The sequence below is a fragment of the Dictyobacter formicarum genome, from assembly GCF_016587435.1.
The window spans coordinates 94,850-119,913 of the sequence record NZ_BNJJ01000008.1; the positions used below are offsets into that span (position 1 = coordinate 94,850).

Consider the following 25,064-nt stretch of genomic DNA (forward strand, 5'->3'; position numbering starts at 1 on the left):
GATTACCTCTTAATTATTCTTCTAGCGCTTTTCGACTTTCACTGCTTTATCCACAGCATCAAGGCGCTGTTCCCAAAGCTGCATCATGCTCTTTGCCCATTGTTCAACTTCCATGATTGCCTTGGGTGTACATCCCAGCCATGAAACTGGTGCGCGTAGTACCATTCTCCTGGTGGAATGCCTCGCTTGCTTTGTGTTCTCCTCGCGCGCTGCTGTCGAGGCGCGCGAGCTATCGTCCTCCCGGAGACCAGCTTCTCTCTCGACCAGGATCATGATCCTGCTCCCACCAGTTTTATGGCTGGGATGGACACGTATCGCCCGTGAGGCCGAGCGGAAGGTTCCAGCTTCCAGAGCGATACCCCAACCAGGCCCTTGCGCGGGTGCGCCATGAATCTCATGGCGCGTCCTGTGGGTGAGCAAGGTTCCCGGATCTTTCAGAGTCACGAGACGCGTTAAGGGCGAGGTGGGAGGCCCGCTGGCTCAAAGAGTTCAATGAGATTGCCTGAGGAATCTTCAATCCTGATTTGCTGGCCTCCTGGCCCCCTGACGATTTTATCGCGACGGAAGGGGACTCCGGCCTCTTTGAGTGTCTCCATCACGGCTGGCAGATGCTCCACCTCAATGACCAGGCGATTCCAACCGCCAGGGGAGGGACGCTGCCCGTCAGGCAGAGGACGCGCTCCAGAGCTTTGCGGGCCACTGAGCAGCAGATGGAGATCTCCTCGCGTCACGAAGGCCATCGCCGGACTGGCGCTGTGTTCCAATGTAAATCCCAAATGGCGCGTGTAGAAGTCAATGGCTTGATCGACATCCTTAATCATATAGCGAATGCGTGCCATAGCTTGTTCCTTTCCTTCAAAAACAAACCCCTTCGATGGGTCCGATGCTGAAACCTTTCCCCAGTTTGACGAGGCGCGCGGTCCTGCTTGTCCTGCTCTCATATGCTCTTCTCGTTTCCAGCCCGCAGCTGGGTTGAAGGGTGCTTAGCTTGCGGTCTGCTGTCCCGAAACCGTCTCCTGGTGCTCTTGCGAACGCTCGGCGAGCAGCAACCGAATACGCACGTCCAACTGGAGAGCCAACTGATCGAAGACCTGTTGTCGCTCCGCTTCCGATCCTTCTGCCGTGCTAGGATCAGGCAAACTCCAATGAGTCGGCGACGAGTCTCCCCAGGTGGGAAAGCGCTCGCGAACCCGATCACAGAGCGTGATCACGCGATCAAACGACTGACCCACAAACAGCTCCAAGGATTTGGGCACGGACAGGCTCATCTGGATGCCCCGCCGGGCAAGCGTGCGGATCGCCAACGGATGGACCGCCTGGGCAGGATGACTCCCAGCACTCACCGCCTGGACCTGTCCCTGGCCCAGGTGATGCACAAGCGCCTCAGCCATTTGAGAGCGTGCGCTGTTGCTCGTACAGAGAAACAGGAGGCGCGGCGCGGGGAGAGCTATGGACCAATGTGCGCGGCTTCCTGGTGTAATCTCCTCGCCTAGGCTCGGATGCAGGCTCGACGCCGCTTCCAGATAAAACGTATGCATGCGTTCCAGGTTCAGGCTGTAGTAAAACGAGCGCTCATCAGCGGTACTGCGCCGCTCACGAACGAGACCAGCCCGACGTAACTAGTAAGTAGCGCGAATGTTCGACGATTTTTAAGGCGAAACATAGGAAATTGGCGTGAAACATAGGAATCGACCATTGAGAACCTGGAGAAACCACTCCAGAGGCGGATTATCTCGCACCGTTTTTGTAAATTCGGGAGACTAGCGTGCTGCGCATCTCGCGCATTACCAGCACCAGCACCTACAAGGAAGATTCGACATCGAGCATGTCATTCAATCTTTGGCCTCCCTTCGACCAGAAAAAGCGGAAATTTCCCAATCATCAAGCCCGTGAATTTACAAATGACGAGTGCTGTGAGCCGCTTCTGGAGCCATATGTCCAGGCAACCAATGCTCGATTCCCAACATTCGCGCCGAATTCCCACATTTCGGCTCAAAAATTGTCGAACATTCGCGCCATTTACCAGTGTAACAGGCGTAAGTGGTAGGAGACCAGGTTGAGTGGTTGCTCCACCTGTTCAACGAGTTCTGCCACCCGGTAATCACTGCGCACAAGCTGTTGGAGGAGAGTCCAGCGCAGGTCATGTGTCAGCAATTTGAGCACCGCTGGGGCTTGCCGTTCTATTGGTTGCATATCCTTTTTCTCTTAATCTCATTTGAAGCAAACTGGTTTAAGAAAACTATACCCAAGTGAGGGTGAAAAGTCAAGAGGAAGGGCTGTGGCTCGGGTATTTCCCTTCTTGCTTAGCGGGGGTTTTGCCGGGGAAACATGTCGGGACCCGATAAGTAGTAAATTGGGTAACCGTTAACAACCCTCATTGATCTGCGTCGTATCGAAGAAGTTGCGCTTTCGCATCCCCTTTTACGGGGCCTCTTACGCGACTTACCGCCCGCGCATAGTGTCTGGTCGGAAAAACAACGGCAGAACTGGCTTGAGTTGGCGGCAAGCATTTTCGCAGTGCTTTACACAGAAGACTTTGTTGGCGAATAAAAGAAATACTCACGTGAGATAAAATAGAGGAAAAAACAGAACAGAGGAGACTGTCGATGTCAATGTACGCACACGAATTGGGCTCGATCCCTGAAGAAACGGCCCGTGTGGCCCACGCTGCCTGCCGGAAAGGCACGCTGGCGATGCGTTTGCGCGATACACTCAGCGACCTCTATCAGGATAGGCACTTTGCCGCTCTCTATCCAGCCACCGGGCAGCCTGCCTATGAACCGTGGAGAGTAGCTCTCGTCACCGTGCTGCAGTATGCCGAGGGTCTTACCGACCGCCAAGCCGCCAACGCGGTGCGCGAGCGCATCGATTGGAAATATGCCTTAGGCTTAGCGCTTACCGATGCAGGCTTTGATTTCTCCCTCTTATCTGAGTTTCGCACACGTTTGATTGAAAGCCAGCAAGAAACCCTCCTGCTCGATCGGCTCCTGCAGGTCTGTCAAGAACGTGGGTGGCTCAAAGCGGGAGGCAAGCAACGCACCGACTCCACCCATGTGCTCGCGCGTATTCGCTCCCTCTCCAATCTCGAATGTGTGGGAGAAACGCTGCGGGCGACCCTGGAGGAACTGGCTTCACGGGCTCCCGATTGGTTGGTCGAGCACATCACACCGCAGTGGTTTGAACGCTACAGACATCGGGTCGAGAACTATCGCTTACCCAAAGCGGAACAGCAGCGCAAAGCCCTGGCCCAGCAGATTGGGGCCGATGGGGTGCATCTGCTGCAGGCCCTTGAGCAGCCCGACGCTCCTGAGAGGCTCAACGAGCTGGCGTGTGTCCAGATTCTGCGGCAGGTGTGGCAGCAGTAGTATGATCTGGCTGGTGGCAAGGTGACATGGCGTGCAGGACCACAAGAGGGATCGACGAAGGGGATCATTCGTTCTCCCTATGATCAAGAGGCGCGCACCGGCAAAAAGCGGGAAACCACGTGGTTGGGATACAAAGTGCATCTCACCGAAACGTGCGGGTTGCCTGATGATGGGGCCCATCCTCACTTGATTGTCCAGGTGCAGACGACGGTAGCTCCCATTCAGGACATCGACATGACCACGAGCATTCAAGCCGGACTGGCCAAAGCGCATCTCATCCCAGACGAGCAGATTGTGGATACGGGCTATGTCAATGCAGACCTGCTGGTGAGCAGCCAAGCACACGGCATGAAACTGTTGGGTCCCACGATGCCCGATACCAGTTGGCAAGCCAAAGCAGGCAAGGGCTTTGACGTGGGAAGCTTTTCCATTGATTGGGTGCGTGGACAGGCGACGTGCCCTCAAGGACACACCAGTGCTCGCCTGAGCCAGGCAGGTGAACGCATGGAAATGGTCTTCGCGACGGCGACCTGTGCCGACTGTCCGGTGCGCCGGGATTGTACGCGCTCCGTGACGACGGGTCGGGTGCTGCATCTGCGTCCCCAAGGAGCGCATGAAGCTTTGCAAGCGCGACGACAAGAACAAGAGACCTCAGCGTTTCGGCAAGCGTATCAGGCGCGAGCTGGCATTGAGGGAACGATCTCACAAGCGGTGCGAGCCCAGGGGTTACGCCGCTCGCGCTATGATGGCTTGCAAAAGACACAGATCCAACACGTGGCGACTGCTGTTGCCATCAATCTCGTGCGGATCGACGCGATGTTGACGTCGACGCCTCGAGGCAAGACACGTCAATCCCATTTTATGCGTCTTGCCTTACACCCTATTTGGTACACACAAGGAGTGGCCTAACATCGTGTCGATTGGTGGTGCTATTCGCCAACAAAGTCCTGTAAGGCGTGGCCCCCCGGCCCCTTCGGTATGATAGGTGTGGATCGTCCTCTGGCCGATGGCCTCAATCGTATCCTCTACAAATCCGGCCTCATTAATCGTATCAGTATGAATAGCTACCTGGATATCATATTGGTCTGCGATTTTAAGACAGGCATCAATCGCGGCCGGTGTGGTGCCCCAGTCTTCGTGTAATTTGAGCCCACAGGCTCCTGCAAGCACCTGCTCTTCCAATGGCTCACTTGTTGAGGTGTTCCCTTTGCCAAGAAAGCCGAAATTGACAGGCCAATGTTCTGCTGCTTGCAGCATGCGTGCCAGATTCCAGGCTCCTGGCGTACAGGTGGTCGCATTGGTGCCCGTTGCGGGACCCGTACCACCGCCAATCATGGTCGTGATGCCGTTGGACATCGCCTCATAGACCTGTTGTGGAGAAATAAAGTGGATGTGCGAGTCGATTCCACCAGCTGTCACGATCATATTCTCGCCAGCAATCACCTCGGTTCCCGAGCCAACCACGAGTTCAGGGTCAACGCCGTCCATCGTATCAGGATTACCGGCTTTTCCGACCTTGACGATGCGTCCATCCCGAATGCCGATATCCCCTTTGACGATGCCCCAGTGGTCGATAATGATCGCGTTGGTAATTACCAGGTCTAGAGTTCCCTGAGATCTTTCACGGGTAGCGCGACTGCTCTGGCCCATGCCGTCGCGAATAACCTTCCCGCAGCCGAAGGTAATCTCATCGCCGTAAACGGTGTAATCATTTTCAATCTCAATCAGTAACTCGGTATCAGCCAACCGCACGCGATCACCTATTGTAGGGCCATAGAGATCAGCGTACATCCGGCGAGGGATGCGTAAGCTCATACGTGTTTTGACCTCTCGTCAATATCTGTAATAGTAACAGTGCCTTGACTTACCTATGATTGTCTGCGATCACAAACATCCTGTCGTGTTTTGCTTTAGCGCTTTTGCAGGTCAAGTTGTCTATTTACCTTGCCGTTATGCCCATAGACCATGCGTGCGCCTCCAAATGCCACCAGGCTCACTTCCTTTTCTTCTCCCGGCTCAAAGCGTACCGCGGTACCCGAGGCGATATTTAAACGCATGCCATAAGCCTGTTGACGTTCAAATTCCAGGGCCTTGTTTACCTCATAGAAATGATAATGGCTCCCAACCTGTACCGGTCGATCGCCCCGATTTTTCACCAGCAGTGTAGTAGTTTCCCTGCCAGCATTGATTTCTATATCTCCACCTGTTTCATCAAGTAGATACTCACCTGGTTGCATCGCTATCCTCCTCCACAGGGGTAACTATTTGATTGGATCGTGAATCGTTACCAATTTGGTACCATCTGGAAAGGTCGCCTCAACCTGAACTTCATAGATCAGTTCAGGAACACCATCCATCACATCGTCACGCGAAAGAATAGCGCTACCAAAGCTCATGATTTCAGCCACCGTTTTGCCATCGCGCGCTGCTTCCATGATTTCAGCCGTAATGATGGCGATAGCTTCTGGATAATTGAGTTTAAGCCCTCTGGCCTGACGTTTACGTGCCAGTTCGGCCGCTACAAAGATGAGCAGTTTTTCTTGCTCGCGTTGTGTAAGTAACACTGTTATCAACCCTCCTTTTTAATTTTATTGCCTATTTTGTTTCTCATAGGCGAGCACATGAAGCATTAGTTGATCTTGCGGGGTGGAAGCGCATCCCTTCCATAAAGCATTTGTGTAGCTATGCGCCAGAAGCTTAACAAGCCAGCTGGCAGAGCGGTGTTTTGCTTACTGAGCGCGCGTATCACCAGTCCATGGGCGGTCAGGGTGCTGACGCCCCAGCTTATTTCGTCGGGCCGTGTTAGCTGCCCGGCTATATTGCTGAGATCATCTTCAAGCTGCAGCCAGCGTGCCGGGTCCAGGCCAACCTTGCAGATGTAGAAGTTACAGAAATAATTATAGGGACCCAGCCTGGCCAGTGATGAAAGGTTGTGCCGTCGTGGTTCCAGTTTGATATGCTCGATGGCAATTGGCTTATCTTCAACCATGATTTCACATTTCAGCTGGAGTAAATCGTACTCAAAGAGTTCACCGCGAGCTGTGCGACCCGGAGCGATAGTTTCCCAATAGAACAGACCAGCTCCAGGTGCCAGCTGGATGCGCGTCTGCTGTTGATAGCGAGCGCAAGCAAAAGGAATCAATGGATCCGGAACGTATTCTAGTAGTCCGTTTTGGGCCACCTGTATTTGCGTTAGCTGCCTGGCGGGTGGGGACTCTGGAAGACTGCGATAGAGTCGAGTCGCACTGGTTGACGTTAACTGTGCATAGGCAGCGGGACCAATATTGACGTTGATGTTCAACTGGTCACCTGCCAGGACGCCACCTGAAATATTATGCAGATGAACGAGTGCCCCTCCCGTTGGTAGAGGGAAGGCGCGAATGACTTTGAGCGGCGGACTCTGTTCACTATGCTGAAGTCGTGTGCGCTGCGTGGCTTCATCATAGGTAAAGTCAAGGCGCAAATTCCCTTGAACAGCTCTCTTTTGTATTAATGATGTTTGAATGATGGTCCACTCGACTTTCTAGCTCTGGCTCAGATCGTTCTGTGGAGACTGTTGACGCGGCAGTGCGTGTACAGGCTGGTGAAATGAATATATAGTGTGTGCGATGATAGGCCAGCTATAGTTGCCTGGACTCAAACGTTGAGTCTATAAGTACATACTACGCTTAGCTGATAAAGAGCCGCGTTTGAAGCTGTGGATGTCGCATACTGCTGATATCCAACAATGGCGTAAACACATTAAGCTCTGTGGGCTGCTTCGCTTGATCAATGCTGCGCTCCGCGATTTCCAGTAGCGTGGCCTTCAGGCGCCATTGCATTCCGCTAGCTTGATTTTGTCCCAGTGGAAGCAGACGCTGCCCGGCAGAGATTAGATTGGCCAACGACTGCTGAAGGTAGGCCAGTACCGTGGTTGTTTCATCGATTCCCAACGTGGCTCCGACCAGGCCAAAAGCGATGCTGTAGTGAATATCGCTCTGTTGCTGGCGAGCGATCGTTAATGCCTGACGCAGACACGGAGCATCTTCCAGGGTTATAACCAGTTGCAGAAAACGCCGTCCCAGGGTTGTGCTCGCCACGCGGCTCTCGCGGGCAGTTTTGAGCGCGCTCAAGCGATGGTTGAGCGTTAACCATGCATCGGTGACCAGCTCAGCATCTATCCCTGGCAACAAGCGATGACCGAGACGACAGTATGCGCTCTCCAATCCCCCGGTTTCTGCCAGGTAGTGCTGAAAGAAAACTTCCAGCTGTTCTACATTCAGATTATCCTCGATCGTAAGGGTTTCCAGTCCAAAGGAATGGGCAGCTGAACCAATAGGTAAAGCGCTATCAGCTAGTTGCAACAACTTTAAGAATGGCAGGTTATCAATGCGCATAGCACTCCATTGGCTTCTCGAAAAACAATTTTCTCTGGTGAGACGTGGGTAGAAATATGAAACTGCTAGTAGTTTACCTCAGAGGAGCAGAAATTACAATTTTCTAATATGAAGCCTAAGATTGGAATATTATCAGGTTTAGTGCCATAAAGAAAGTATAATGAAAACGGACGTTGTATGGGTTAGAACGTGTTTCCGTTAGAATTTACTTGTTTCCTTCACGAAGCTGAATATTTACGTGGTTAATAGCGTCCGTTTTCACTGCAAGCAATATACTCTATCGTTCCAAAGATGTAAATAATTAAAAATAGTGATTTTTATTATTATGTATTCGCAAGCTTCCATTTTTTGATGCCGTTATATTATCAGTTATGCATGTTCTTGGCATTAGACAAGTTTCTGATCTTGCTTTATACTTGTGCCAGAAATTTTAGCAAAGGATAAAATTGTAGGATGCAAGATCGAGCACGAAGTAGAGCACGACAAATGGCCCAGGAGTTTTCGCAACGCGGCGATAAAACTGGCTGGTTTGAGCCATTTTATGTTGAAGCCAACGGTAATGAGCAGGCTATTCATTGGGCTGACATGATCAGTAATCCTGGCCTGGTTGAGTGGTTGGATCGGCAGCAGATTGATGGTCATGGACATAAAGCATTAGTGGTTGGTTGTGGACTTGGTGATGACGCCGAAGAATTGGCGCGCAGGGGTTTTGACGTTGTGGCGTTTGATATTTCGCCAACCGCCATCTCCTGGTGCCAGCAGCGGTTTCCTGATTCTCCTGTCCACTATGTAGCTATGGATGCCCTGAATGTCCCTTCTTCCTGGCAACATAGTTTTGATTTTATTTTTGAAGCATATACAGTGCAGGTTTTACCCGCCGATCTGCATCCCCGGTTAGCCAGTTCTCTTGCGAACTGCCTGGCGGATGGAGGGAGGCTACTGGTGGTTTGCCGTGGACGTTCCTCCGACGATCATGTAGCAGGCATTACATGGTCGTTGACCAGAGAAAATCTGGATGTATTTACCGCTGCAGGTTTGCGGCAGATACAATTTGAAGATTATTTGGATCATGAAGTGCCACCATCCAGAAGGTTCCGTGTACAATATCAGCGCGAACTCCCTACTAACTAAAGTTCCTGGCGGGCCCATCTTAATTTAGGGCGCGTCTGATTCCCAATATGTTGGGAGTCAGAGCGTCCCTGGACCTGGGGAACGCAGGCGTCCCCAATCTCTTTTTTTATGTTGGTGCAAAACATGCGCACAGCGCATGTTTTGCACCAACATAAAAACCTCTTTTGAGCTCCGCAGGAGCGTAGCGTGAGGCAAAGAGACCACGATGGGCGTGGGAATCAGACACGCTGTTATAAAGAGTTGCCAGCGCGCTGGCAACTCTTTATAAAAAATGTTTGAGCGCCGTAGGCGCGAAAAGTATGGTTTTTCTAAATATAGGCGCCATCAGGCATGGCAATACCATATCAGTATCTGCACGCCTGGTAGTGCCTATATTTTTTTGAGCCTGGCGGGGTAAATTTTTTAACTATTCATTTATATTCTCGTTAGAGCAATTACTTTTTTGCTCAATATATATAATATGTGTATGAAAACAGTTTTTGTGCCTTAGTAATGATATACGTTGATGTTGTCAAAAGTGCAAAAATTGTGTCCTCAAATGTGGAGACGTGGAGGAGGGACGTTAATGAATAATCGGAATAGTAGTGGTAGGGATGATGATGGTTTGTTTTTCAGGCCACAATTAACGGAGAATAGTCCTTTGAAGGTACGTCAACAGAACGGTTGGCGCCAGCGTGTACTACTCTTTGTGGTTGTCATAATTGCGGCTCTGGGCGGTCTCTTGTTTGGTTATGATACGGCAGTCATTTCTGGGGCTATGTTGTTTTTACGGGTGAGTTTTGCTTTAAATGCCTGGATGCAAGAAATTACGGTTAGTATCGCTCTATTAGGCGCGGCCATTGGATCGCTGGGTGGTGGCAAGCTTAGCGATATGCTGGGACGGCGCACGACTCTGCGACTGACTGCTGGTGTGTTTACGCTGGGAACTATATGTACAGCCCTTTCTGTTAACTGGACAATGTTTCTGGTCTTGCGTTTAATCGTAGGCCTGAGTATTGGCGCAACGGCCAGTATTGTCCCTGTCTACATTTCGGAAATTGCGCCTTTTCGCCTGCGTGGCGTGCTGGTGACGTTTAATCAACTGGCATTGACGATTGGGATTGCCCTGGCTTACTGGGTCGACCTGGCGTTTGCAAACGCGCATATGGGATGGCCTCCGATGTACGCGGTTACGGCGATTCCAGGATTGGCGCTACTGATTGGAATGCTCTTTACCCTCGAATCACCGCGCTGGCTGGCTAGTAAGGGTCGTTGGTCCGAATCTGCGTTAGTATTGGAGCGGCTCTGTACTTTTGAGGAAGCGACACAGGAGTGGCAGACGATCCGCTCGTCTTTTGCTGGTAGACCTAATCGTGGCTCGTTTCGTGAACTGCTACGCCCTGGCTTGCGCGTGGCTTTGCTGACCGGCATCGGCCTGGCCATTTTTCAACAGATAGTGGGTATTAATACTGTTATCTATTATGCGCCAACTATCTTTGAATATGCTGGTTTCACCTCTGCCACCAGTGCTATTCTTGCCACCAGTATTATTGGGGTCGTAAATGTGTTGATGACAATTGTTGCTGGCATCCTGATTGATCGCGTGGGAAGACGAGCGCTACTCATTGGCGGTACCATTAGCATGGCCATCACTTTAGTGGTATTAGGAGTAATCTTTGCGATCGGGCCCCAGGAGTCGGGCTACCTCATCTTAATGGCATTATTGGGTTATGTGATTGCGTTTGCCGTCAGTCTGGGCCCGGTGTTCTGGCTGATGTGTGCAGAAATTTTCCCCACTCATCTACGGGCCAGTGGAGCCAGTATCGCTACGTTTGCTAACTGGAGTGCCAATTTGTTGGTTAGTCTAACATTCTTATCACTGATCAACCTGATTGGCAAAAGCTTTACCTTCTGGGTCTATGCTTGTATGAGTATCCTGGCGCTGATTTTCTGCATTCTTTTTGTTCCCGAAACCAGGAATAAGAGTCTGGAACAAATTGAAGCCTACTGGCTCAATGGGCGTAAGTGGGAGAAGAAAGAAGTTGTGGCGGCTGAATCTATCACTAACATGAAGTCGCGCAAATACCTTTGAAGGACATAACATTGGGTGTTGATGTATGCAGTCAATTGTAAGATGGGTATAAAAAGTGATATCCTTTGCATCCCGGCTGACATTCTTGTTTCCGAGAGAGGCCTTGCAAAAGATATCACTATATGTATTACCCTATTTTTTGTTAATCCTCAACTTTTCATTGAGATTACAAATAGAGTTTAAGCTCCCTGGAAAAAATCGGCATTGATTTTGATCCATTGCTTCCACTCAGCAGGTACCGCGGATTCCTCGAAAATGGCGGTGACTGGACAAGCAGGCTCACATGCGCCGCAGTCGATGCATTCGTCCGGGTGGATGTAGAGCTGCTCATTATCATCATAGCCGTCTTCGCCGGGTCCAGGATGGATGCAATCAACTGGACAGACATCCACGCAGGAGGCATCTTTGGTGCCGATACAAGGCTGGGTGATTACGTAGGCCATAGTGAATAATCCTTTCAAGATTAACAATTAGGGAAGAATGAACCCTTCTTCTTATTATTGTACAATTCATGGCTGCTGTAAATGTTATTAGGAAGGTTTTTTTTGGATTCTATTCCTCTCAATTATTTTGATGATCCGTCATCGGCAAAACGTTTGCAGACCGTGCTTCGTGGTATCAACTATAGTTGGTTTCCTTTCATAGAGATATATGTAATAGAGATACATAAAGGGAACCTTTTATATGCATAGATGCTATCTTGTAATAGTGTGACCACTATGGATGCTGCAATTATTTGGGATGAGCGGCTAGCGCTACGACGATGCGGTTGGATGTTTGGCTGCCCTGATGTGTGGCGAGGGAGTGAACAGCGTGGCAACCAGTGTGAGTACCAGCCAGCCCACCACAATAGTTGGTCGGGGCCCATATTTTTCGAGCAGCCAGCCCATTAAGAATTGGCCCAGTGGATTGCTGATGGCCGTAAACATGCGGCAAGCGCTGATGACCCTTCCTCGCAGCTCGTCAGGAATAACCGCCAGGCGATAGCTAAAATATATAACCACTAATGTCGTCAATGCAGTATTTTATGATACACTACATAAATTACCGTTGACTTTTTTCTAGCCAATCGATAGTCCTTGTTATTCCTGAGCATCAATTTTGCCTGCACTTCAGGGATTTCCCCGAAGCATTCCTGATATTTTTCGATTATACTGCTCTCAAATACAGGCAATATTGAGGGGGGGATACCCGAATAATCATAAAACAATTATAATAGGGGCAGTTATAACGGAAGGTTTAGTGTTATGCATTCTACACCATCCTTTAGTGGCAAGGTAGCCACTGATGAGCCAGCGCCTAAACTTACACAGAGTCTTTCCATCGTATTGCCCGCTCATAATGAAGAGCAGGTAATTGCAACGACTGTGACATATATTCTGGAGACTTTGAGTCCCTGGGTAAATGATTTTGAAATAGTGGTGGTCAATGATGGCAGCAAGGACCGCACAGGCGAGATACTTCAAGCTTTGTCGGAGCAAGATCAGCGTGTGCGCGTCATTACCCATCCTGTGAACCAGGGTTATGGTGCGGCCCTTGTCAGCGGATTTAATGCGGCCAATAAAGATTTGACATTCTTTATGGATTCCGATGGGCAATTTGATATTCGCGAAATCAGCTTGTTTTTTCCTTTCATCGACCAGTATGATGCAGTGCTGGGCTATCGCATTGATCGCCAGGATACCTGGATGCGTAAACTGAATGCCTGGGGATGGAAGCAGCTGATTCGTTTGGTCCTGGGTGTTCATGTGCGTGACGTCGATTGCGCCTTTAAAGTTTATCGTACAGCTTTTATTCATCAGAGCAATTTCGAGACGCGGGGCGCGATGATCAATGCCGAGATGCTCTATAAGTTGAAGCGCGCTGGCTACTCTTTTAAAGAAATTGGGGTCCACCATTTGCCCAGGCGTACCGGACAGGCCACAGGAGCCCATCCCAGGGTCATTTTGCGTGCCTTCAGAGAGCTTTTCTATTATGCTCGCAAATGGCGTCTGCAAGAAAAAGAGCGCCGAAGGCGCGTTTAAGAACTATGCTTTTCGTGCCTTCGGCCCCTGACGATACGCGCCTTCGGCGCTCAAAACAATTTTATGTAGTGTTGCAGCCAGTGCGCCCCAGGCGCACTGGCTGCAACACTACATAAAATGGATGGGGGCGTTAGCGCCCCAGGGTGACGAGCCGTTGGCTATACTTCTTTAGGGGTGGGCTCATAATTTTATTTTTACCGTTAATGACGTCCATAATTTATGGATGACTTTTTTTTATGCTCGGCGATATTGCTATGTTAAAATATGCGCGTTATAAGCAATAATGATATCTGGTGAGGAGCTATAAATGGGACTCATTGTAGATAATATTAGTAAATCTTTTGGCCAGTTTCAGGCTGTAAAAAATCTATCTATGGAAGTTAAAGAGGGCGCGTTGTTTGGCTTGCTGGGCTCGAATGGGGCCGGTAAGACGACAACGATGCGCATGGTACTGGATATCTTTCGTCCAGATAGTGGACAGATTACCTGGAATGGCAAGGATGTGCGCGAAATTCCACGCCGCGAATTGGGATATTTACCTGAAGAGCGCGGCCTGTATTCAAAAATGAGCGTTGAAGAGCAATTACTTTTCCTCGCTCAGTTGAATGGTCTGTCTAAAAAAGATGCAAAGAGTGCATTGGATGAGTGGCTGGATCGTTTCCAGATTAATGCTAATCGTAAAAAGAAGATAGAAGATCTCTCTAAAGGTAATCAACAGAAGATTCAATTTCTGGCTACGATCCTTCATAATCCCTCTATTCTGATTATGGATGAACCGTTCAGTGGACTTGATCCGGTGAATGCTATTGTGTTGAAGAATGCCTTTTTAGAGATGCATCGGCGCGGCAAGACGATCATTTTTTCGACCCACCAGTTGGATCAGGTTGAAGAGATGTGTGAGGATATTGTGATCATTAATAAAGGGGAAACGGTGGTAAAAGGGAGCGTGCAGGAGGTGCGGCGTCAACATGGACGCAATATTGTGCGCTTAAAACTAGAAAATGATCCTCAAGCACTCTGGCTGGATAATATGGATGGTGTCCAGGTGACCAAGCGGCGCCAGGATTATATTGAGATGCAGATTCGCTCAGATCTCAATCCGAATGTGATTCTCGAAGCGGCCCTGCGGCATTCTGGTCAGATTAATCGCTTTGAATTAGCCGAACCTTCACTTACCGATATCTTTATTGAGCGCGTCGGTAATATCGCCTTGCCTGATGCTCCTGCCACCGTTGCATAGCTATAAGTTGCATATAAATAGAAGAGGATATATGTCAAATAAAACTGTTATGCCCCCTGTTGACGAGGTTGTGCCAACGGCTCACAAAGCTGAGGTGGTGAGATCCAGCCGTGATTCCCACAGTAATACATGGCGCAATATTGCTCTGATTGCTCGTCGCGAATATAAAAATCGTGTCACCCAGCGTAGTTATATTATTACTACGGCGTTGTTTGTCTTATTCGCCCTGGTTGGCTCCTGTGTTCCTACCGTGATCCAGTTTTTCGCGGCCCGCTCAAATTCTCAGTCCCATGTCACAATTGTCAATAACGCTGGCATCACTGCTGGCCTGAGTGGCGATAGCTTGTTGCAATACTTTAATCGCAGCCTCAACGGGTCTGCCCAAAATGGAATTCAGGGCACGAACCAGGCGTCTGGTCAGCAAAAGGGAACGCCACATTTTGCTTTAAATAGCGGTACTTCTTCTGCATTAGATCAATTGCAAAAGGATGTGAAGGATGGCAAGTTGAATGTCTTGTTGGTGCTGGATCGGGCCGCGAATAAAGATGTGCGCTTCACCTATTATACCGCCACCGCCAGCCTCAGCGATACTGATCTGACCCAGGTGCAAGCTGTTGCCGGGCAATTGAGTGTGCAGGATAAATCGTCCCGCCTGGGTCTGACGCCCGAGCAAACCCAGCATTTGCTGACCCCACCCGATTTCAATGTAGTCTATACCCAGAAAGGCAATGGCAATGACTCGCTGATGACGCTGGCGGGCGGCTATTTTCTGGGTGTGATCGGGACCGTATTGATCTTTATGGCGGTCTACCTCTATGGCATGTGGGTGGCCAATGGCGTGGCCGATGAAAAAGGTAGCCGGATCATGGAGATTCTGGTGAATGCCGCTACGCCTTTTCAGCTCTTGTGGGGCAAAATTCTTGGCATCGGTGCTGCCGGTCTGACCCAGATGGTTTGCCTGGTTGCTACCGGTCTCATTGGCCTGTTGTTGCAAGGACCCCTGAGTACGGCGTTGCAAACCAACGGTTTGCCTGTTAACCTGAGCTTTATCCACGCTTCAACGACACTCTTGTTACTGCTGCTGCTCTACTTTGTGCTGGGGTTCTTGTTGTATTCTACCCTGTTTGCGGCCCTGGGCGCCCTGGTTAAGCGTCAGGATGAGGTACAGAATACAGTTGGACCATTAACAACTATCTTTATGGTTGGTTACATGGCCAGTTTTATTGGAGGCTCCATCGGGTCAGGGGCTACTTGGTTTAAAGTCATGTCATTCGTTCCCTTCTGGACTCCAACTATGATGATGATGCGTATTGCCACCAATGCTGTCAGCGGCTGGGAAATTGTCCTGAGTATCGGCATTCTGTTGGTGTCTATTGTGATCTGCGCCTGGGCTTCTTCGCGCATTTATCGCATCGGCATTTTGATGTATGGACAAAAACCTGGTTTACGCCAGCTCGCCAGAATGCTACGCTGATTACGAGTTTAGTTCGAATTCTACATCAAGATAAGTATCAAGCAGCAGGAAATGGACCCCTAAGCTAAAGAGTGGGATTTCCTGCTGATTCTTAAATGCGTCGTAGATCCATTTGATCTGCCTGGCTAAGTGGTTGTGTGCGATACTGTTAAAAGGAATTTTTTGTGGCGTATAATGATATTTTATACTTTGCGATAGAACGTAGCGTGTTAATAAGGAGAGCTTTATGACAGATTCTCAGCCAGGCCCTATCCTGCCTGTTCGTACGTTGGGAAAAACAGGTTTAGAGGTACCAGGATTGTGTGTAGGGTGTGCCCCCCTGGGTGATATGCCCGCTACATTTACGTATTCGGTGCCTGAAGAGCGTGCTCTAGAGACGATTCGCGCCATTTTTAAGAGCCCGATTACTTTTATGGATACGGCGGCGTCCTATGGTGATGGTGAGAGCGAGCGTCGTATCGGGATTGTACTGAAAGAGTTGGGTGGTGTGCCGGTTGGATATACATTGGCCACCAAGGCTGATCGTGACCTCCAGACGGGCGATTTTAGTGGCGATCAGATGCGTAGAAGTGTTGAGCGTAGCTTACGATTGCTGGGCTTAGATTGTTTGCCGCTGCTCTACCTGCACGATCCAGAGTACACGACATTCGAAGCTGCTATGGCTCCCAATGGACCCGTTGAGGTATTGCAGCGCTGTAAAGAAGAGGGCTTAATTGAGCATTTAGGTGTAGCTGGTGGCCCGATTGATTTAATGACGCGGTTCGTTGAGACCGATATTTTTGAGGCGGCTATCTCTCATAATCGCTATACTTTGCTCAATACAGAGGCTGATCCGTTCTGGGATGTGTGCCAGCGGCATGGCGTTGGAGCGGTGAACGCGGCTCCTTATGGTAGTGGCATACTGGCCAAGGGACCGCGTGCATATGCACGCTATGAGTACGATGAGGCATCCCGAGAATATGTAGAGAAGGCGATGAAATTTGACGATGCCTGTCAGCGTTATCATGTTCCTCTGGCTGTGGTGGCACTGCAATTCTCCCTGCGTGATTCGCGCATTCACTCGACTGTGATTGGCATGTCACGCCCAGAGCGATTAGATGAGACCGTGAAGCTGGCGCAAACTCCTATTCCAGATGAGTTGTGGCGTGAGATTGAGTCTATCCGTTTGTCTTAGTACCAGGTCTGCATCTTCCTTTTTGAGACTTCGTCTGGCTTGTTATGCATGCTCTCTAGAAAGAAATTAGTATGGTAGATACATCTAGCTATCCAACCCTGATCGGGCATATGGATACGTTGTTACGTTTTTATAACATAGAGCCGCTCCAGCAGCCGACAGTGGCTATGCCGGCCAGTGAGCTTCCATTCGTGCAAGATTTTTTTTCGCGTGGCCAGAATGGCGATATTGATTATCCGCGAGCACTGGAGGGAGGGATGTGTGGGGCCTTCTTTGCCGTTTACGTTCCCACTCCTAAAGCTACCGCCGATTGTTGTTCGACATCCGCGACTCCGGATGTGCCACCGGAGCGTTGGTATGAGCGCTATATCAGGCCCGCCATTGGCTATGAATACGCGCAGCAGGCAACCTGGCAGATCATCTCCTCTCTTTACCGCTTAGAGGCTGGCTCGCAAGGTCGCTTAAAGATTGTGCGCAATACCGCTGAACTTGAAACATGTCTGCAACAAGGGATAATGGCAGCCATCCTGCATATCGAAGGCGCGGAGATGATTGACCCACAACTGGCCACACTGGATGTGCTGTATCAAGCTGGGCTGCGCTCACTTGGTCCTGTCTGGAGTCGCCCAAATATCTTTGGCTATGGTGTACCGCTGGTGGTTGGCCATTCTCCCGATACGGGTCCGGGTCTGACCGATGCCGGTAAAGCTCTGGTGCGAGCCTGTAATCAGTTAGGCGTCATGCTGGACCTCTCTCATCTCAATGAGAAAGGCTTCTGGGATGTTGCTCGTCTCTCGCATACACCACTGGTAGCCACGCATTCCAATGCTTATGCTATCTGTCCATCGGCGCGCAATCTAACCGATAAACAGCTGGATGCTATTAAAGCTTCCGATGGCCTGGTCGGTATTAACTTCAATGTCTATGATGTGCGCTCAGATGGGAAAGGCAACATAGATACCCCGCTGGAGGATCTTATCCGCCATGTTGACTACCTGGTGGAGCATTTAGGGATTGAGCGGGTCGCCATTGGCACCGATTATGATGGCGCAACCATGCCTCGGGATCTTCATGATATTACTGGTTTGCCCAGGCTCTATGCCGCGCTGGCCGCGCATGGCTATGATGAGCGGTCACTGCGCTTGATTGCTTCGGAGAACTGGCTACGTATTTTCCGGCATACCTGGCATTGATGCCTGGCCTGCATGCGTAGTATTGATATTCATAGAATACATCAAATATCAATCGTTTGGTGTGATGAGTTCGCGTAATTGTCTTTCAATGTTGCTTTTGGCTACCGGCGAGAGCAGAGGATCATTGAGCGTTTTTTCGAGTCGCTCTTTTTGCTCTGCTCTAAAACGTAGATTGGCATCGCGCTTCTTTTTTATTTTCATCAGGTTGGCCAAAACCTGATTGTCTAATTCATCAAAATTTTCCATAAAACTACCTCCCCTAAAGTATAGCATGTATGCTTCCTTTCGTGAAAGGAAGCATACATATTGCGGGAAGAAGTATGTGTGCGTGGAGGCGTTACGTTCAGTGTAAAAGGCTGAGCGGTTCTTCGATTAGATCGGCCAGGGTTGCGAGAAATTGTGCGCCACGGGCGCCGTCGATGACTCTGTGATCACAGGAGAGGCTGCAGGTCATCATTGGTTGGACCATGGGTTGCCCATTCACAGCTATCACGCGGTCACTGATGCGGCTTACTGCCAGGATGGCGGCCTGTGGTGGATTGATGATGGCTGTGAAGCCGTCGATGCCATACATGCCCAGGTTGCTGATGGTGAAGGTACCGTGTTGCATATCCTGCGGTCGTAGTTTGCCCGCTTGCGCCTGTGCTACCAATGCTGTGCGTTGCTGCGCAATCTCTTCTACCGATAGCTGATCGGTATGCTGGATGACAGGCACAACCAGTCCGTCGTTGATCGCTACGGCTATGCCGATGTTGATGTCTGCGTTGTAATGGATGCTCTTGTCGCGCCAGCTGGCGTTGATGCGTGGATGTTCCTTTAACGCGGCCGCGACCAGCTTGACCAGCAAATCAGTATAGGTGCATTTTTCCTGTGTACGCTTGAGCAGCTGCTCGCGCCAGGCAATGATGCGGCTCGCATTGATTTCTCGCATGAGAAAAAAATGCGGTACGCTGGTCCAGCTTTGCGTTGTGCGCTCAGCCATGATGCGCCAGATTGTGCTTAACGTGCTCGCGGCGTTATCAGACTGACCATTGTGTTGATTGCTGGCTGTTGGGGTCATTGTAGACGTTGCCGCGGCAGGTACCGATTGCTGTATAGCCATGTGGGTGGCGATATCGGCTGCCAGCACCGCCTGGTCGGGTCCACTGCCAGTCAGGGTCGCGAGGCTGATGCCCTGTTCCCGCGCTAAGCGGCGCGCTTTTGGCGAGGCGGCGAGCAGCCTGGGAGACTCTTGCTGTGGTTGTGTTTTTGAGGCTGTTGCTTGCTGGAGGTATGCCAGCACATCCGTCTTCTCGATGCGTCTGCCGCCGGGCTGGATAAGCCTGAGATCCAGATGGTGCTCGGCCGCCATCCGGGCAGCTAGCGGGCTGATGGCGTGTGTGAATGTAGCAACCTGACTACTGTCAGCCAGGTTGGGAGCAGGTGTGGCTGGTGTAGCGCTGTGGTGATCTGTATTGTCTACGACCGCGTTTGCAGCGCCGGATTTGACCACAGAACCACCGACCTCTTGTTGTGAAGCCTCATCTATAGTCATGATTTGCGCGATAACGTGTCCGACAGGGATATCCTCGTCGGACACGGTAATGCGTTGGACCAGGATACCTGCCGCCGGAGCTTCAAGCTCTACGGTCGCCTTGTCTGTTTCTATCTCTACGACGGAATCACCCATCTGGACCCATTCACCAGATGGTTTGAGCCAGCGCACCACTTTGCCTGTACTCTGAGCCATTCCCAGGGCGGGTAAGATCATATCCTTTGCCATACTTGCTTCTCTATTCTGCACACTAGCGAGCGGTGATCGCTCCAGCATCTGCTACCGGCGTATTCAAATGTGATTGCGTCTCGCGCGTGGTAGCTAGAGGTCCCGTGGCGGTATAGTAGCGTACGCCAGCCACCATTAATTCTTCAGCCGGGAAGCGTGTAATAACCTCGCAACCATCTTTGGTGACTACCAGTTGCTCCTCGATGCGCGCCGCTGACCAGCCGTCGCGAGCGGGCCAGAATGTTTCCAGTGCGAAAACCATGCCCTCTTTGATCTCTTCCGGATGATCCAGCGAGACCAGGCGGCTAAAGATCGGTTTTTCCCAGATTGAGAGGCCGACGCCGTGACCATATTGCAGGGCAAAGGCTGCTTCTTCGTTGGGGAAGCCAAACTCTTGAGCTTTCGGCCATAGTTTCACAATGTCAGCTGTGGTGACGCCTGGCTTGATGGCGTGGATCGCTTGATCTAAAATAGCGCGGCACTTTTTATAGGCATCGACCTGTGCCTGCGATGCACTACCGATGGCAAAGGTACGATAGTAGCAGGTGCGATATCCATTGTAGCTATGCAGAATGTCAAAATAGGCTGGATCACCAGGGCGGAGGGCGCGATCTGTATATACGTGGGGATGAGGACTACATCGCTCACCGGAGATGGCGTTGACGCCCTCGACATGTTCTGAACCCAGGTCGTAGAGCACTTTGCTCACCAGCCCTACGCACTCATTTTCACGCATACCCGGTTTCATGGCGCGATAGAGCTCATCATAAGCGGCATCCACCATCATGCACGCGCTTGATAGCAAGGTGATTTCGTCCTGCGTTTTGATTAAGCGGGCCTGCTGCATTAGCTGCTGGCCATCAACGACCTTGATGCCTTCAGCCTGCAGGGCGAAGAGTACGGGTAGCTCAATGACATCGACGCCCAGCGGCTCATGGAGGAGACCTCGTTCTTCCAGTTCAATGCGAATCTTGCGCGCCACATCTTCAGCCCGGCCAGATTCTGGCGCCATGGCGCCACGCTGGGTTGAGATGCCAGCCCGCGAGCGTTCGCCCAGCCAGGGACTATAAAGCTGATGATGGCGGGCCGCCGAGCCAAAATCCCACATGATGGGCTCGTCATTCTGTGGCAGCAGGCTAAAGCGCGCTAGTTTATCCATTGCCCAGGTACCGATATGGGTGGCGGTGATATAGCGGATGTTATTCATATCAAAGCAGAGCAAGGCGCCCATTTCGGACTTCTGGAGCAAGGCTTTGATGCGTTCCAGACGTTGTGTACGCAGTCGCTCAAAGTTTGTGCGTTCCTCCCAGTCAACACTCATCAAGCCATAGGTTTTGATTGTCATGTTTCAGCTCCTTCTGTTAAATTCCTTGTGGCGACATCACACATGGCCGCAAAGCGTCTTTGCTAGCGTGGTTACCTTCTCGGCGGTCGGCACCGTCAAATCTTCGAGGACCGGCGAAAATGGTACCGGGACATCCATTGCTCCCATACGCTTGACCGGTGCATCTAAATAATAAAATGCGCCGTCGGCAATGATCGCGGCTAACTCGGCTGTGACGCCATAGCGCTCATAGCCTTCATCGATGATTATTGCCCGGCTGGTTTTTTTCGCGGACTCTATCAACGTGGTTTTATCGAGTGGGAACAGGGTGCGTGGATCGATGACCTCTGCGCTCAGACCGAGCGTGGCCAGGGTCTCGGCGGCCTCTAGCGCGATCTGTACCATACTGCTGGTCGCCACCAGCGTAATATCGCTGCCCGCACGCTTGATGTCGGCCACACCAAAGGGAATTGTGTAATCGCCATCTGGGACGTGACCTTTGAGCTGGTACATCATCTTGTCCTCAAAGAAAACCACCGGATTATCGTCGCGAATGGCGGTCTTGAGGAGTCCTTTGGCGTCATACGGAGTTGAGGGTAAAACTACCTTCAGGCCGGGAATGTGGCTGACCCAGGCGTGTAAGCTCTGGCTGTGCTGCGCGGCGGTACGGCGGGTGGCTCCCAGCGTCGTGCGTATCACCAAAGGTACCTTGAGCTTGCCGCCCGACATATAGTGTACTTTGGCAGCCTGGTTGACCAGTTGATCCATGACCAGCGTCATGAAATCACCGAACATAATATCAATGATTGGTCGCATGCCGGTCATGGCGCCCCCAACGCCGATACCCGCGATGCCCGCCTCCGAGATTGGTGAGTCGATGACACGCGCTGTCCCAAACTCATCTACAAGGCCGGAAAGCACTTTAAAGGGCGTCCCCGCCTCGGCCACATCCTCACCCATAATAAACACGAGTGGATCGCGGCGCATCTCCTCGGCCAGAGCATCATGAATCGCCTGGCTGAGCGTAATCTCCTGACCGCTGTGATGTTTTTCCTGTGCTACTGTGCTACTTGACGTAGACATCTTGATCTACCTCTTCTGGCGAAGGATACGGCGCATCCAGTGCGAACTGTACCCCTGACTCTATTTCTAATCGCACCCGTTGCTCAATCTCTGCAATTGTCTCGGGCTCAGCAAGGTGCTGTTCATATAACCAGGAGGAAAGGACGGTGAGCGGATCCCTTTCGGTTCGCCACCAGTTTTCCTCTTCCTTTGAGCGGTAATAAGCACGCTGAATATCGCCAACATGATGCCCATAAAAGCGATAGGTATGGCAGAGTAAGAAGCTGGGTCCCTGACCCTGGCGTGCGCGGATGACCAGGCGCTGCGCGGTCGCATAGACGGCACGAATATCCTGTCCATCTATCTCTTCAGCTTGCACACCAAAGGCGCTGGCTCGCGCAAGCATACTGCCAGCCGTTGTTTCGGCGTTATGGGTATATTCATTGTAGAGGTTATTTTCGCAGACATAGATGACTGGGAGCTGCCAGAGCGAGGCCATATTCATCACCTCGTAGAGCAAGCCCTGTCCCAGTGCACCGTCGCCAAAGAAACAGACCGCTACCTGGTCGGTCTGGCGCATTTTACTGGAAAAGGCTGCTCCGGTGGCTATGCCCGCGCTGCCGCCCACAATCGCGTTGGCCCCCAGATTGCCTGTATCCTGGTCCGCGATATGCATTGAGCCTCCTTTGCCTTTGCAATAGCCGGCAGCCTTGCCGAGTAGTTCGGCATACATACCATCGACGGAGGCGCCTTTAGCCAGACAATGCCCATGTCCACGGTGAGTACTGGTTATATAGTCATCTTTGCGCAATGCCTCACAGATCCCTACCGCGATAGCCTCTTCTCCGGCATACAGATGGGCCAGGCCGGGCATTCTGGCTGTCTGGTAAAGATTGTTGACGTGCTCTTCGAACTCACGAATCTTGTACATTTGCTCGTACATATGCAGCCATTGTTCACTGGTAACAGTGGGCAGGGGTGTCAGCGTCTCTGCCGTGGCAGGCTGCGAATGTGATGTGTCAGGATGGGGCATACCCAAATCTCCCTTAAAGTCAGGTATCGCATACAACGCTCAACATGGTGGAAAAATAATTGATCGCCTTATGATAGAAGGGTAGAATCTTCTTGCTGTAATCTTTGTGCTTTCTCCGCATCTTCACGGACCTGGCGCAGATGGGCTTGCATGCATTGAAGTGCCCGCTCCGTGTCGTGATCTGCGATGGCCTCAATCAATTGTTTGTGATAGACCTGGCCATGGCTGGGCCCATCCTCGACGGTAAATATACGTTTCCGTTGCTCGCTTAATAGGTCCACAATTGAGTCAATCAGCAAGAGAAGCAAGGGATTGTGCGTGGCTTTGGCCAGTATGCGGTGAAACTCATTATCGGCGGCAATATAGCGAGCGGCATCATGTAGTGCGCTATCCATGAATCGACCGCGGCTGTTAGCGCGCCAATTTCTTCCCGGGTGGCGCGTGAGGCGGCGCGAGCCGCAATTTCGGGTTCGAAGATCTCCCGCACTTCAACCAGATTATCCGAGCTGGTCGTTTGATCGACCCGCATCATTAAATCCAGCGACTGCCGCATCGCGCGCGAGGTAGCGTTGATCACGATAGTACCACGCCCAGGACGCATCTCAACCAATCCCTTTTGGGCCAGCGTTTTCATGGCTTCTCGCACAGCGGTGCGGCTGACTTGAAACATCTCACATAGCTCGCGTTCAGTTGGCAGGCGATCTCCGCTATGAAGTTCGCCGCGCAGAATCCGTTGTTCGATCTGCTCAGCGACCTGCTCAAAGACCTTGCTAGATTGGACGCGATTGTACATCGTCGGCATCGTAATTGCTTCTTCCTTACCTCGCACACATAAAGTTGGTGTAATGATCATACCAACTTTATGTGTTTAATAGTAACCAGTTTGTTTCGTCTTGTCAAGAATGTTTTCCGAGATTAGACTTGTTCTACGCCTGAGATGCGGGCGAGCGCCTCAAACATAATGGCATAATCTTCTTCCGCGAGCCCCATTGCGCGTGCCATGGTCAGTGTCTCATTGGCGACGGCCACACTTGTCAGTGGAACGTTCAGCTCGCGACCCAATTCTTGTGCCAGTACGAGGTCTTTCTGCATCATATTTACATTGAACCAGGGATTGGCGGGCTTGTTGATGATAAAAGGTGCCCGGTACTTTAAGGATGGAGAGGCCAGGACGCTATTTAAAAATACTTCCAGGGCCGTTTCGCGTGGAATACCGCCTTTTTCGGCCAGCAGTAAACCCTCGCTGAGCGCCTGAAACTGCACGGCCAGGCTGAGATTGATGGCGATCTTCATCAAGACTGCTTTACCGTTTTCCCCGACATAATTGACCTTGGGGCCAATCGCGAGCAGTATCTCTTTGATTTGCTCAAAGGTTTCTCGATCTCCACCGATCATCAAAGATAAGTTGCCTTGTTCCAGTGTAATGACACTACCTGAGACCGGAACGTCGAGCATTTTTGCTCCCTGGTCAGCTACCTGGGCGGCCAGATTGCGACTGAAGCTCGGACTTACCGTGCTCATATCCACATAGATTTTACCTGGCGCCATGCCAGCAAGGATGCCGTTTGGACCCCCTGTGACGTCTTGTAGCGCGGCAGTGTTTGAAACCATGGTGAAGATGACGTCCGCGGCCTGTACCACACGCAACGGTGAATCCGCCCAGAGCATCCCCTCATCCATTAGCCATTGTGCTTTCGCTTTTGTGCGGTTATAACCAGTAACCGTGTATCCCGCAACCAGTAAACGCTGTGTAATCCTACCTCCCATCTCTCCTAATCCAATAAAACCAATGTTTGTCATAATTCACTCCTCGCATTATGTTTGGAAAGATGAAT

General features: G+C 51.1%; 25 protein-coding genes and 2 pseudogenes. 8 read left to right on the forward strand and 19 right to left on the reverse strand.

Going from position 1 to position 25,064, the window contains the following annotated elements; genetic code table 11:
• Nucleotides 1-21: 21 nt before the first annotated feature.
• The 4 genes from JMI88_RS15220 to JMI88_RS15235 form a co-directional block, all read right to left on the reverse strand.
• Nucleotides 22-444 (reverse strand): hypothetical protein, encoded by a 423-nt coding sequence (locus JMI88_RS15220; RefSeq protein WP_201362737.1) that lies wholly within the window; start codon nucleotides 442-444, stop codon nucleotides 22-24.
• Nucleotides 445-452: 8 nt separating this feature from the next.
• Nucleotides 453-839 (reverse strand): VOC family protein, encoded by a 387-nt coding sequence (locus JMI88_RS15225; RefSeq protein WP_201362739.1) that lies wholly within the window; start codon nucleotides 837-839, stop codon nucleotides 453-455.
• Nucleotides 840-983: 144 nt separating this feature from the next.
• Entirely contained in the window at nucleotides 984-1,538 is a 555-nt protein-coding gene (locus JMI88_RS15230) for an arsenate reductase ArsC (RefSeq protein WP_236022927.1), read from the reverse strand.
• 481 nt (nucleotides 1,539-2,019) lie between these two features.
• The gene (locus tag JMI88_RS15235) at nucleotides 2,020-2,193 is read right to left on the reverse strand and encodes a hypothetical protein (RefSeq protein WP_201362741.1); all 174 of its coding nucleotides are present in this window, start codon (nucleotides 2,191-2,193) and stop codon (nucleotides 2,020-2,022) included.
• A 413-nt stretch (nucleotides 2,194-2,606) separates the two neighbouring features.
• Between JMI88_RS15235 and JMI88_RS41140 the strand changes: the two are divergent.
• A pseudogene (locus tag JMI88_RS41140) lies at nucleotides 2,607-4,274 on the forward strand (IS1182 family transposase).
• A gap of 51 nt (nucleotides 4,275-4,325) precedes the next feature.
• Here the strand turns inward: JMI88_RS41140 and JMI88_RS15250 are convergent.
• The 5 genes and pseudogenes from JMI88_RS15250 to JMI88_RS15270 form a co-directional block, all read right to left on the reverse strand.
• Nucleotides 4,326-5,180: pseudogene (locus JMI88_RS15250) on the reverse strand (urease subunit alpha); the annotation flags it as partial.
• Nucleotides 5,181-5,275: 95 nt separating this feature from the next.
• The gene (locus JMI88_RS15255) at nucleotides 5,276-5,602 is read right to left on the reverse strand and encodes an urease subunit beta (protein WP_201362746.1); all 327 of its coding nucleotides are present in this window, start codon (nucleotides 5,600-5,602) and stop codon (nucleotides 5,276-5,278) included.
• Nucleotides 5,603-5,626: 24 nt separating this feature from the next.
• Nucleotides 5,627-5,929, reverse strand: a complete 303-nt coding sequence (locus tag JMI88_RS15260; RefSeq protein WP_201362748.1) for an urease subunit gamma — start codon at nucleotides 5,927-5,929, stop codon at nucleotides 5,627-5,629.
• 65 nt (nucleotides 5,930-5,994) lie between these two features.
• Nucleotides 5,995-6,828 (reverse strand): urease accessory protein UreD, encoded by an 834-nt coding sequence (locus JMI88_RS15265; protein WP_201362749.1) that lies wholly within the window; start codon nucleotides 6,826-6,828, stop codon nucleotides 5,995-5,997.
• Between the two features lie 205 nt (nucleotides 6,829-7,033).
• Nucleotides 7,034-7,741 carry an urease accessory protein UreF gene (locus JMI88_RS15270; protein ID WP_201362751.1) on the reverse strand — a complete coding sequence of 236 codons (708 nt, stop codon included), beginning with the start codon at nucleotides 7,739-7,741 and terminating at the stop codon, nucleotides 7,034-7,036.
• Between the two features lie 453 nt (nucleotides 7,742-8,194).
• Between JMI88_RS15270 and JMI88_RS15275 the strand changes: the two genes are divergently transcribed.
• Together JMI88_RS15275 and JMI88_RS15280 are read left to right on the forward strand one after the other, a co-directional pair.
• Nucleotides 8,195-8,872 carry a class I SAM-dependent methyltransferase gene (locus JMI88_RS15275; RefSeq protein ID WP_201362753.1) on the forward strand — a complete coding sequence of 226 codons (678 nt, stop codon included), beginning with the start codon at nucleotides 8,195-8,197 and terminating at the stop codon, nucleotides 8,870-8,872.
• Between the two features lie 565 nt (nucleotides 8,873-9,437).
• Nucleotides 9,438-10,943 (forward strand): sugar porter family MFS transporter, encoded by a 1,506-nt coding sequence (locus JMI88_RS15280; RefSeq protein WP_201362756.1) that lies wholly within the window; start codon nucleotides 9,438-9,440, stop codon nucleotides 10,941-10,943.
• 179 nt (nucleotides 10,944-11,122) lie between these two features.
• Here the strand turns inward: JMI88_RS15280 and JMI88_RS15285 are convergent, their stop codons facing one another.
• Together JMI88_RS15285 and JMI88_RS15290 are read right to left on the reverse strand one after the other, a co-directional pair.
• A complete protein-coding gene (locus JMI88_RS15285) occupies nucleotides 11,123-11,386 on the reverse strand; it encodes a 4Fe-4S dicluster domain-containing protein (protein WP_201362758.1) in 264 nt (87 codons plus the stop codon).
• 312 nt (nucleotides 11,387-11,698) lie between these two features.
• Nucleotides 11,699-11,959, reverse strand: a complete 261-nt coding sequence (locus JMI88_RS15290; RefSeq protein WP_201362760.1) for a hypothetical protein — start codon at nucleotides 11,957-11,959, stop codon at nucleotides 11,699-11,701.
• A gap of 231 nt (nucleotides 11,960-12,190) precedes the next feature.
• Here JMI88_RS15290 and JMI88_RS15295 point away from each other — a divergent pair, with 231 nt between their 5' ends.
• From JMI88_RS15295 to JMI88_RS15315, 5 genes are all read left to right on the forward strand, one after another.
• A complete protein-coding gene (locus JMI88_RS15295) occupies nucleotides 12,191-12,967 on the forward strand; it encodes a glycosyltransferase family 2 protein (RefSeq protein ID WP_201362762.1) in 777 nt (258 codons plus the stop codon).
• A gap of 307 nt (nucleotides 12,968-13,274) precedes the next feature.
• Nucleotides 13,275-14,207, forward strand: a complete 933-nt coding sequence (locus JMI88_RS15300; RefSeq protein ID WP_201362764.1) for an ABC transporter ATP-binding protein — start codon at nucleotides 13,275-13,277, stop codon at nucleotides 14,205-14,207.
• A 31-nt stretch (nucleotides 14,208-14,238) separates the two neighbouring features.
• Nucleotides 14,239-15,681: an ABC transporter permease gene (locus tag JMI88_RS15305; RefSeq protein WP_201362766.1), complete on the forward strand. Its 1,443-nt coding sequence runs from the start codon at nucleotides 14,239-14,241 to the stop codon at nucleotides 15,679-15,681.
• Between the two features lie 226 nt (nucleotides 15,682-15,907).
• Nucleotides 15,908-16,855: an aldo/keto reductase gene (locus JMI88_RS15310; protein WP_201362768.1), complete on the forward strand. Its 948-nt coding sequence runs from the start codon at nucleotides 15,908-15,910 to the stop codon at nucleotides 16,853-16,855.
• 71 nt (nucleotides 16,856-16,926) lie between these two features.
• Entirely contained in the window at nucleotides 16,927-18,048 is a 1,122-nt protein-coding gene (locus tag JMI88_RS15315) for a dipeptidase (RefSeq protein ID WP_201362770.1), read from the forward strand.
• A 48-nt stretch (nucleotides 18,049-18,096) separates the two neighbouring features.
• Here JMI88_RS15315 and JMI88_RS15320 read toward each other — a convergent pair whose 3' ends face one another.
• The 8 genes from JMI88_RS15320 to JMI88_RS15355 form a co-directional block, all read right to left on the reverse strand.
• The gene (locus JMI88_RS15320; RefSeq protein ID WP_201362772.1) at nucleotides 18,097-18,294 is read right to left on the reverse strand and encodes a hypothetical protein; all 198 of its coding nucleotides are present in this window, start codon (nucleotides 18,292-18,294) and stop codon (nucleotides 18,097-18,099) included.
• A gap of 97 nt (nucleotides 18,295-18,391) precedes the next feature.
• Entirely contained in the window at nucleotides 18,392-19,810 is a 1,419-nt protein-coding gene (locus JMI88_RS15325; protein ID WP_201362774.1) for a dihydrolipoamide acetyltransferase family protein, read from the reverse strand.
• A gap of 22 nt (nucleotides 19,811-19,832) precedes the next feature.
• Nucleotides 19,833-21,155: a M24 family metallopeptidase gene (locus tag JMI88_RS15330; protein ID WP_201362777.1), complete on the reverse strand. Its 1,323-nt coding sequence runs from the start codon at nucleotides 21,153-21,155 to the stop codon at nucleotides 19,833-19,835.
• A 36-nt stretch (nucleotides 21,156-21,191) separates the two neighbouring features.
• Nucleotides 21,192-22,217 (reverse strand): alpha-ketoacid dehydrogenase subunit beta, encoded by a 1,026-nt coding sequence (locus JMI88_RS15335; protein WP_201362778.1) that lies wholly within the window; start codon nucleotides 22,215-22,217, stop codon nucleotides 21,192-21,194.
• The gene (locus JMI88_RS15340) at nucleotides 22,201-23,139 is read right to left on the reverse strand and encodes a thiamine pyrophosphate-dependent dehydrogenase E1 component subunit alpha (protein ID WP_373323868.1); all 939 of its coding nucleotides are present in this window, start codon (nucleotides 23,137-23,139) and stop codon (nucleotides 22,201-22,203) included. Before JMI88_RS15340 ends, JMI88_RS15335 begins: the two co-directional genes overlap by 17 nt.
• Before the next feature lie 158 nt (nucleotides 23,140-23,297).
• Complete coding sequence (locus JMI88_RS15345) at nucleotides 23,298-23,624, reverse strand: FadR/GntR family transcriptional regulator (protein WP_201362783.1); 327 nt, start codon at nucleotides 23,622-23,624, stop codon at nucleotides 23,298-23,300.
• The gene (locus JMI88_RS15350; RefSeq protein ID WP_201362785.1) at nucleotides 23,522-24,031 is read right to left on the reverse strand and encodes a FadR/GntR family transcriptional regulator; all 510 of its coding nucleotides are present in this window, start codon (nucleotides 24,029-24,031) and stop codon (nucleotides 23,522-23,524) included. The genes JMI88_RS15345 and JMI88_RS15350 overlap by 103 nt, the downstream gene beginning before the upstream one ends.
• Before the next feature lie 113 nt (nucleotides 24,032-24,144).
• Nucleotides 24,145-25,029, reverse strand: coding sequence for an NAD(P)-dependent oxidoreductase (locus JMI88_RS15355; RefSeq protein WP_201362787.1), 885 nt, complete (start codon nucleotides 25,027-25,029; stop codon nucleotides 24,145-24,147).
• Nucleotides 25,030-25,064: the final 35 nt, after the last annotated feature.

Coding starts and splice junctions, on each gene's coding strand:
- JMI88_RS15345 (WP_201362783.1), bottom strand. CDS start 23,624: ATGGATAGCGCACTACATGATGCCGCTCGCTATATTGCCGCCGATAAT.
- JMI88_RS15255 (WP_201362746.1), bottom strand. CDS start 5,602: ATGCAACCAGGTGAGTATCTACTTGATGAAACAGGTGGAGATATAGAA.
- JMI88_RS15230 (WP_236022927.1), bottom strand. CDS start 1,538: ATGCATACGTTTTATCTGGAAGCGGCGTCGAGCCTGCATCCGAGCCTA.
- JMI88_RS15355 (WP_201362787.1), bottom strand. CDS start 25,029: ATGACAAACATTGGTTTTATTGGATTAGGAGAGATGGGAGGTAGGATT.
- JMI88_RS15270 (WP_201362751.1), bottom strand. CDS start 7,741: ATGCGCATTGATAACCTGCCATTCTTAAAGTTGTTGCAACTAGCTGAT.
- JMI88_RS15310 (WP_201362768.1), top strand. CDS start 15,908: ATGACAGATTCTCAGCCAGGCCCTATCCTGCCTGTTCGTACGTTGGGA.
- JMI88_RS15325 (WP_201362774.1), bottom strand. CDS start 19,810: ATGGCAAAGGATATGATCTTACCCGCCCTGGGAATGGCTCAGAGTACA.
- JMI88_RS15340 (WP_373323868.1), bottom strand. CDS start 23,139: ATGTACGAGCAAATGTACAAGATTCGTGAGTTCGAAGAGCACGTCAAC.
- JMI88_RS15305 (WP_201362766.1), top strand. CDS start 14,239: ATGTCAAATAAAACTGTTATGCCCCCTGTTGACGAGGTTGTGCCAACG.
- JMI88_RS15225 (WP_201362739.1), bottom strand. CDS start 839: ATGGCACGCATTCGCTATATGATTAAGGATGTCGATCAAGCCATTGAC.
- JMI88_RS15330 (WP_201362777.1), bottom strand. CDS start 21,155: ATGACAATCAAAACCTATGGCTTGATGAGTGTTGACTGGGAGGAACGC.
- JMI88_RS15335 (WP_201362778.1), bottom strand. CDS start 22,217: ATGTCTACGTCAAGTAGCACAGTAGCACAGGAAAAACATCACAGCGGT.
- JMI88_RS15280 (WP_201362756.1), top strand. CDS start 9,438: ATGAATAATCGGAATAGTAGTGGTAGGGATGATGATGGTTTGTTTTTC.
- JMI88_RS15235 (WP_201362741.1), bottom strand. CDS start 2,193: ATGCAACCAATAGAACGGCAAGCCCCAGCGGTGCTCAAATTGCTGACA.
- JMI88_RS15275 (WP_201362753.1), top strand. CDS start 8,195: ATGCAAGATCGAGCACGAAGTAGAGCACGACAAATGGCCCAGGAGTTT.
- JMI88_RS15350 (WP_201362785.1), bottom strand. CDS start 24,031: ATGCCGACGATGTACAATCGCGTCCAATCTAGCAAGGTCTTTGAGCAG.
- JMI88_RS15295 (WP_201362762.1), top strand. CDS start 12,191: ATGCATTCTACACCATCCTTTAGTGGCAAGGTAGCCACTGATGAGCCA.
- JMI88_RS15285 (WP_201362758.1), bottom strand. CDS start 11,386: ATGGCCTACGTAATCACCCAGCCTTGTATCGGCACCAAAGATGCCTCC.
- JMI88_RS15300 (WP_201362764.1), top strand. CDS start 13,275: ATGGGACTCATTGTAGATAATATTAGTAAATCTTTTGGCCAGTTTCAG.
- JMI88_RS15320 (WP_201362772.1), bottom strand. CDS start 18,294: ATGGAAAATTTTGATGAATTAGACAATCAGGTTTTGGCCAACCTGATG.
- JMI88_RS15315 (WP_201362770.1), top strand. CDS start 16,927: ATGGTAGATACATCTAGCTATCCAACCCTGATCGGGCATATGGATACG.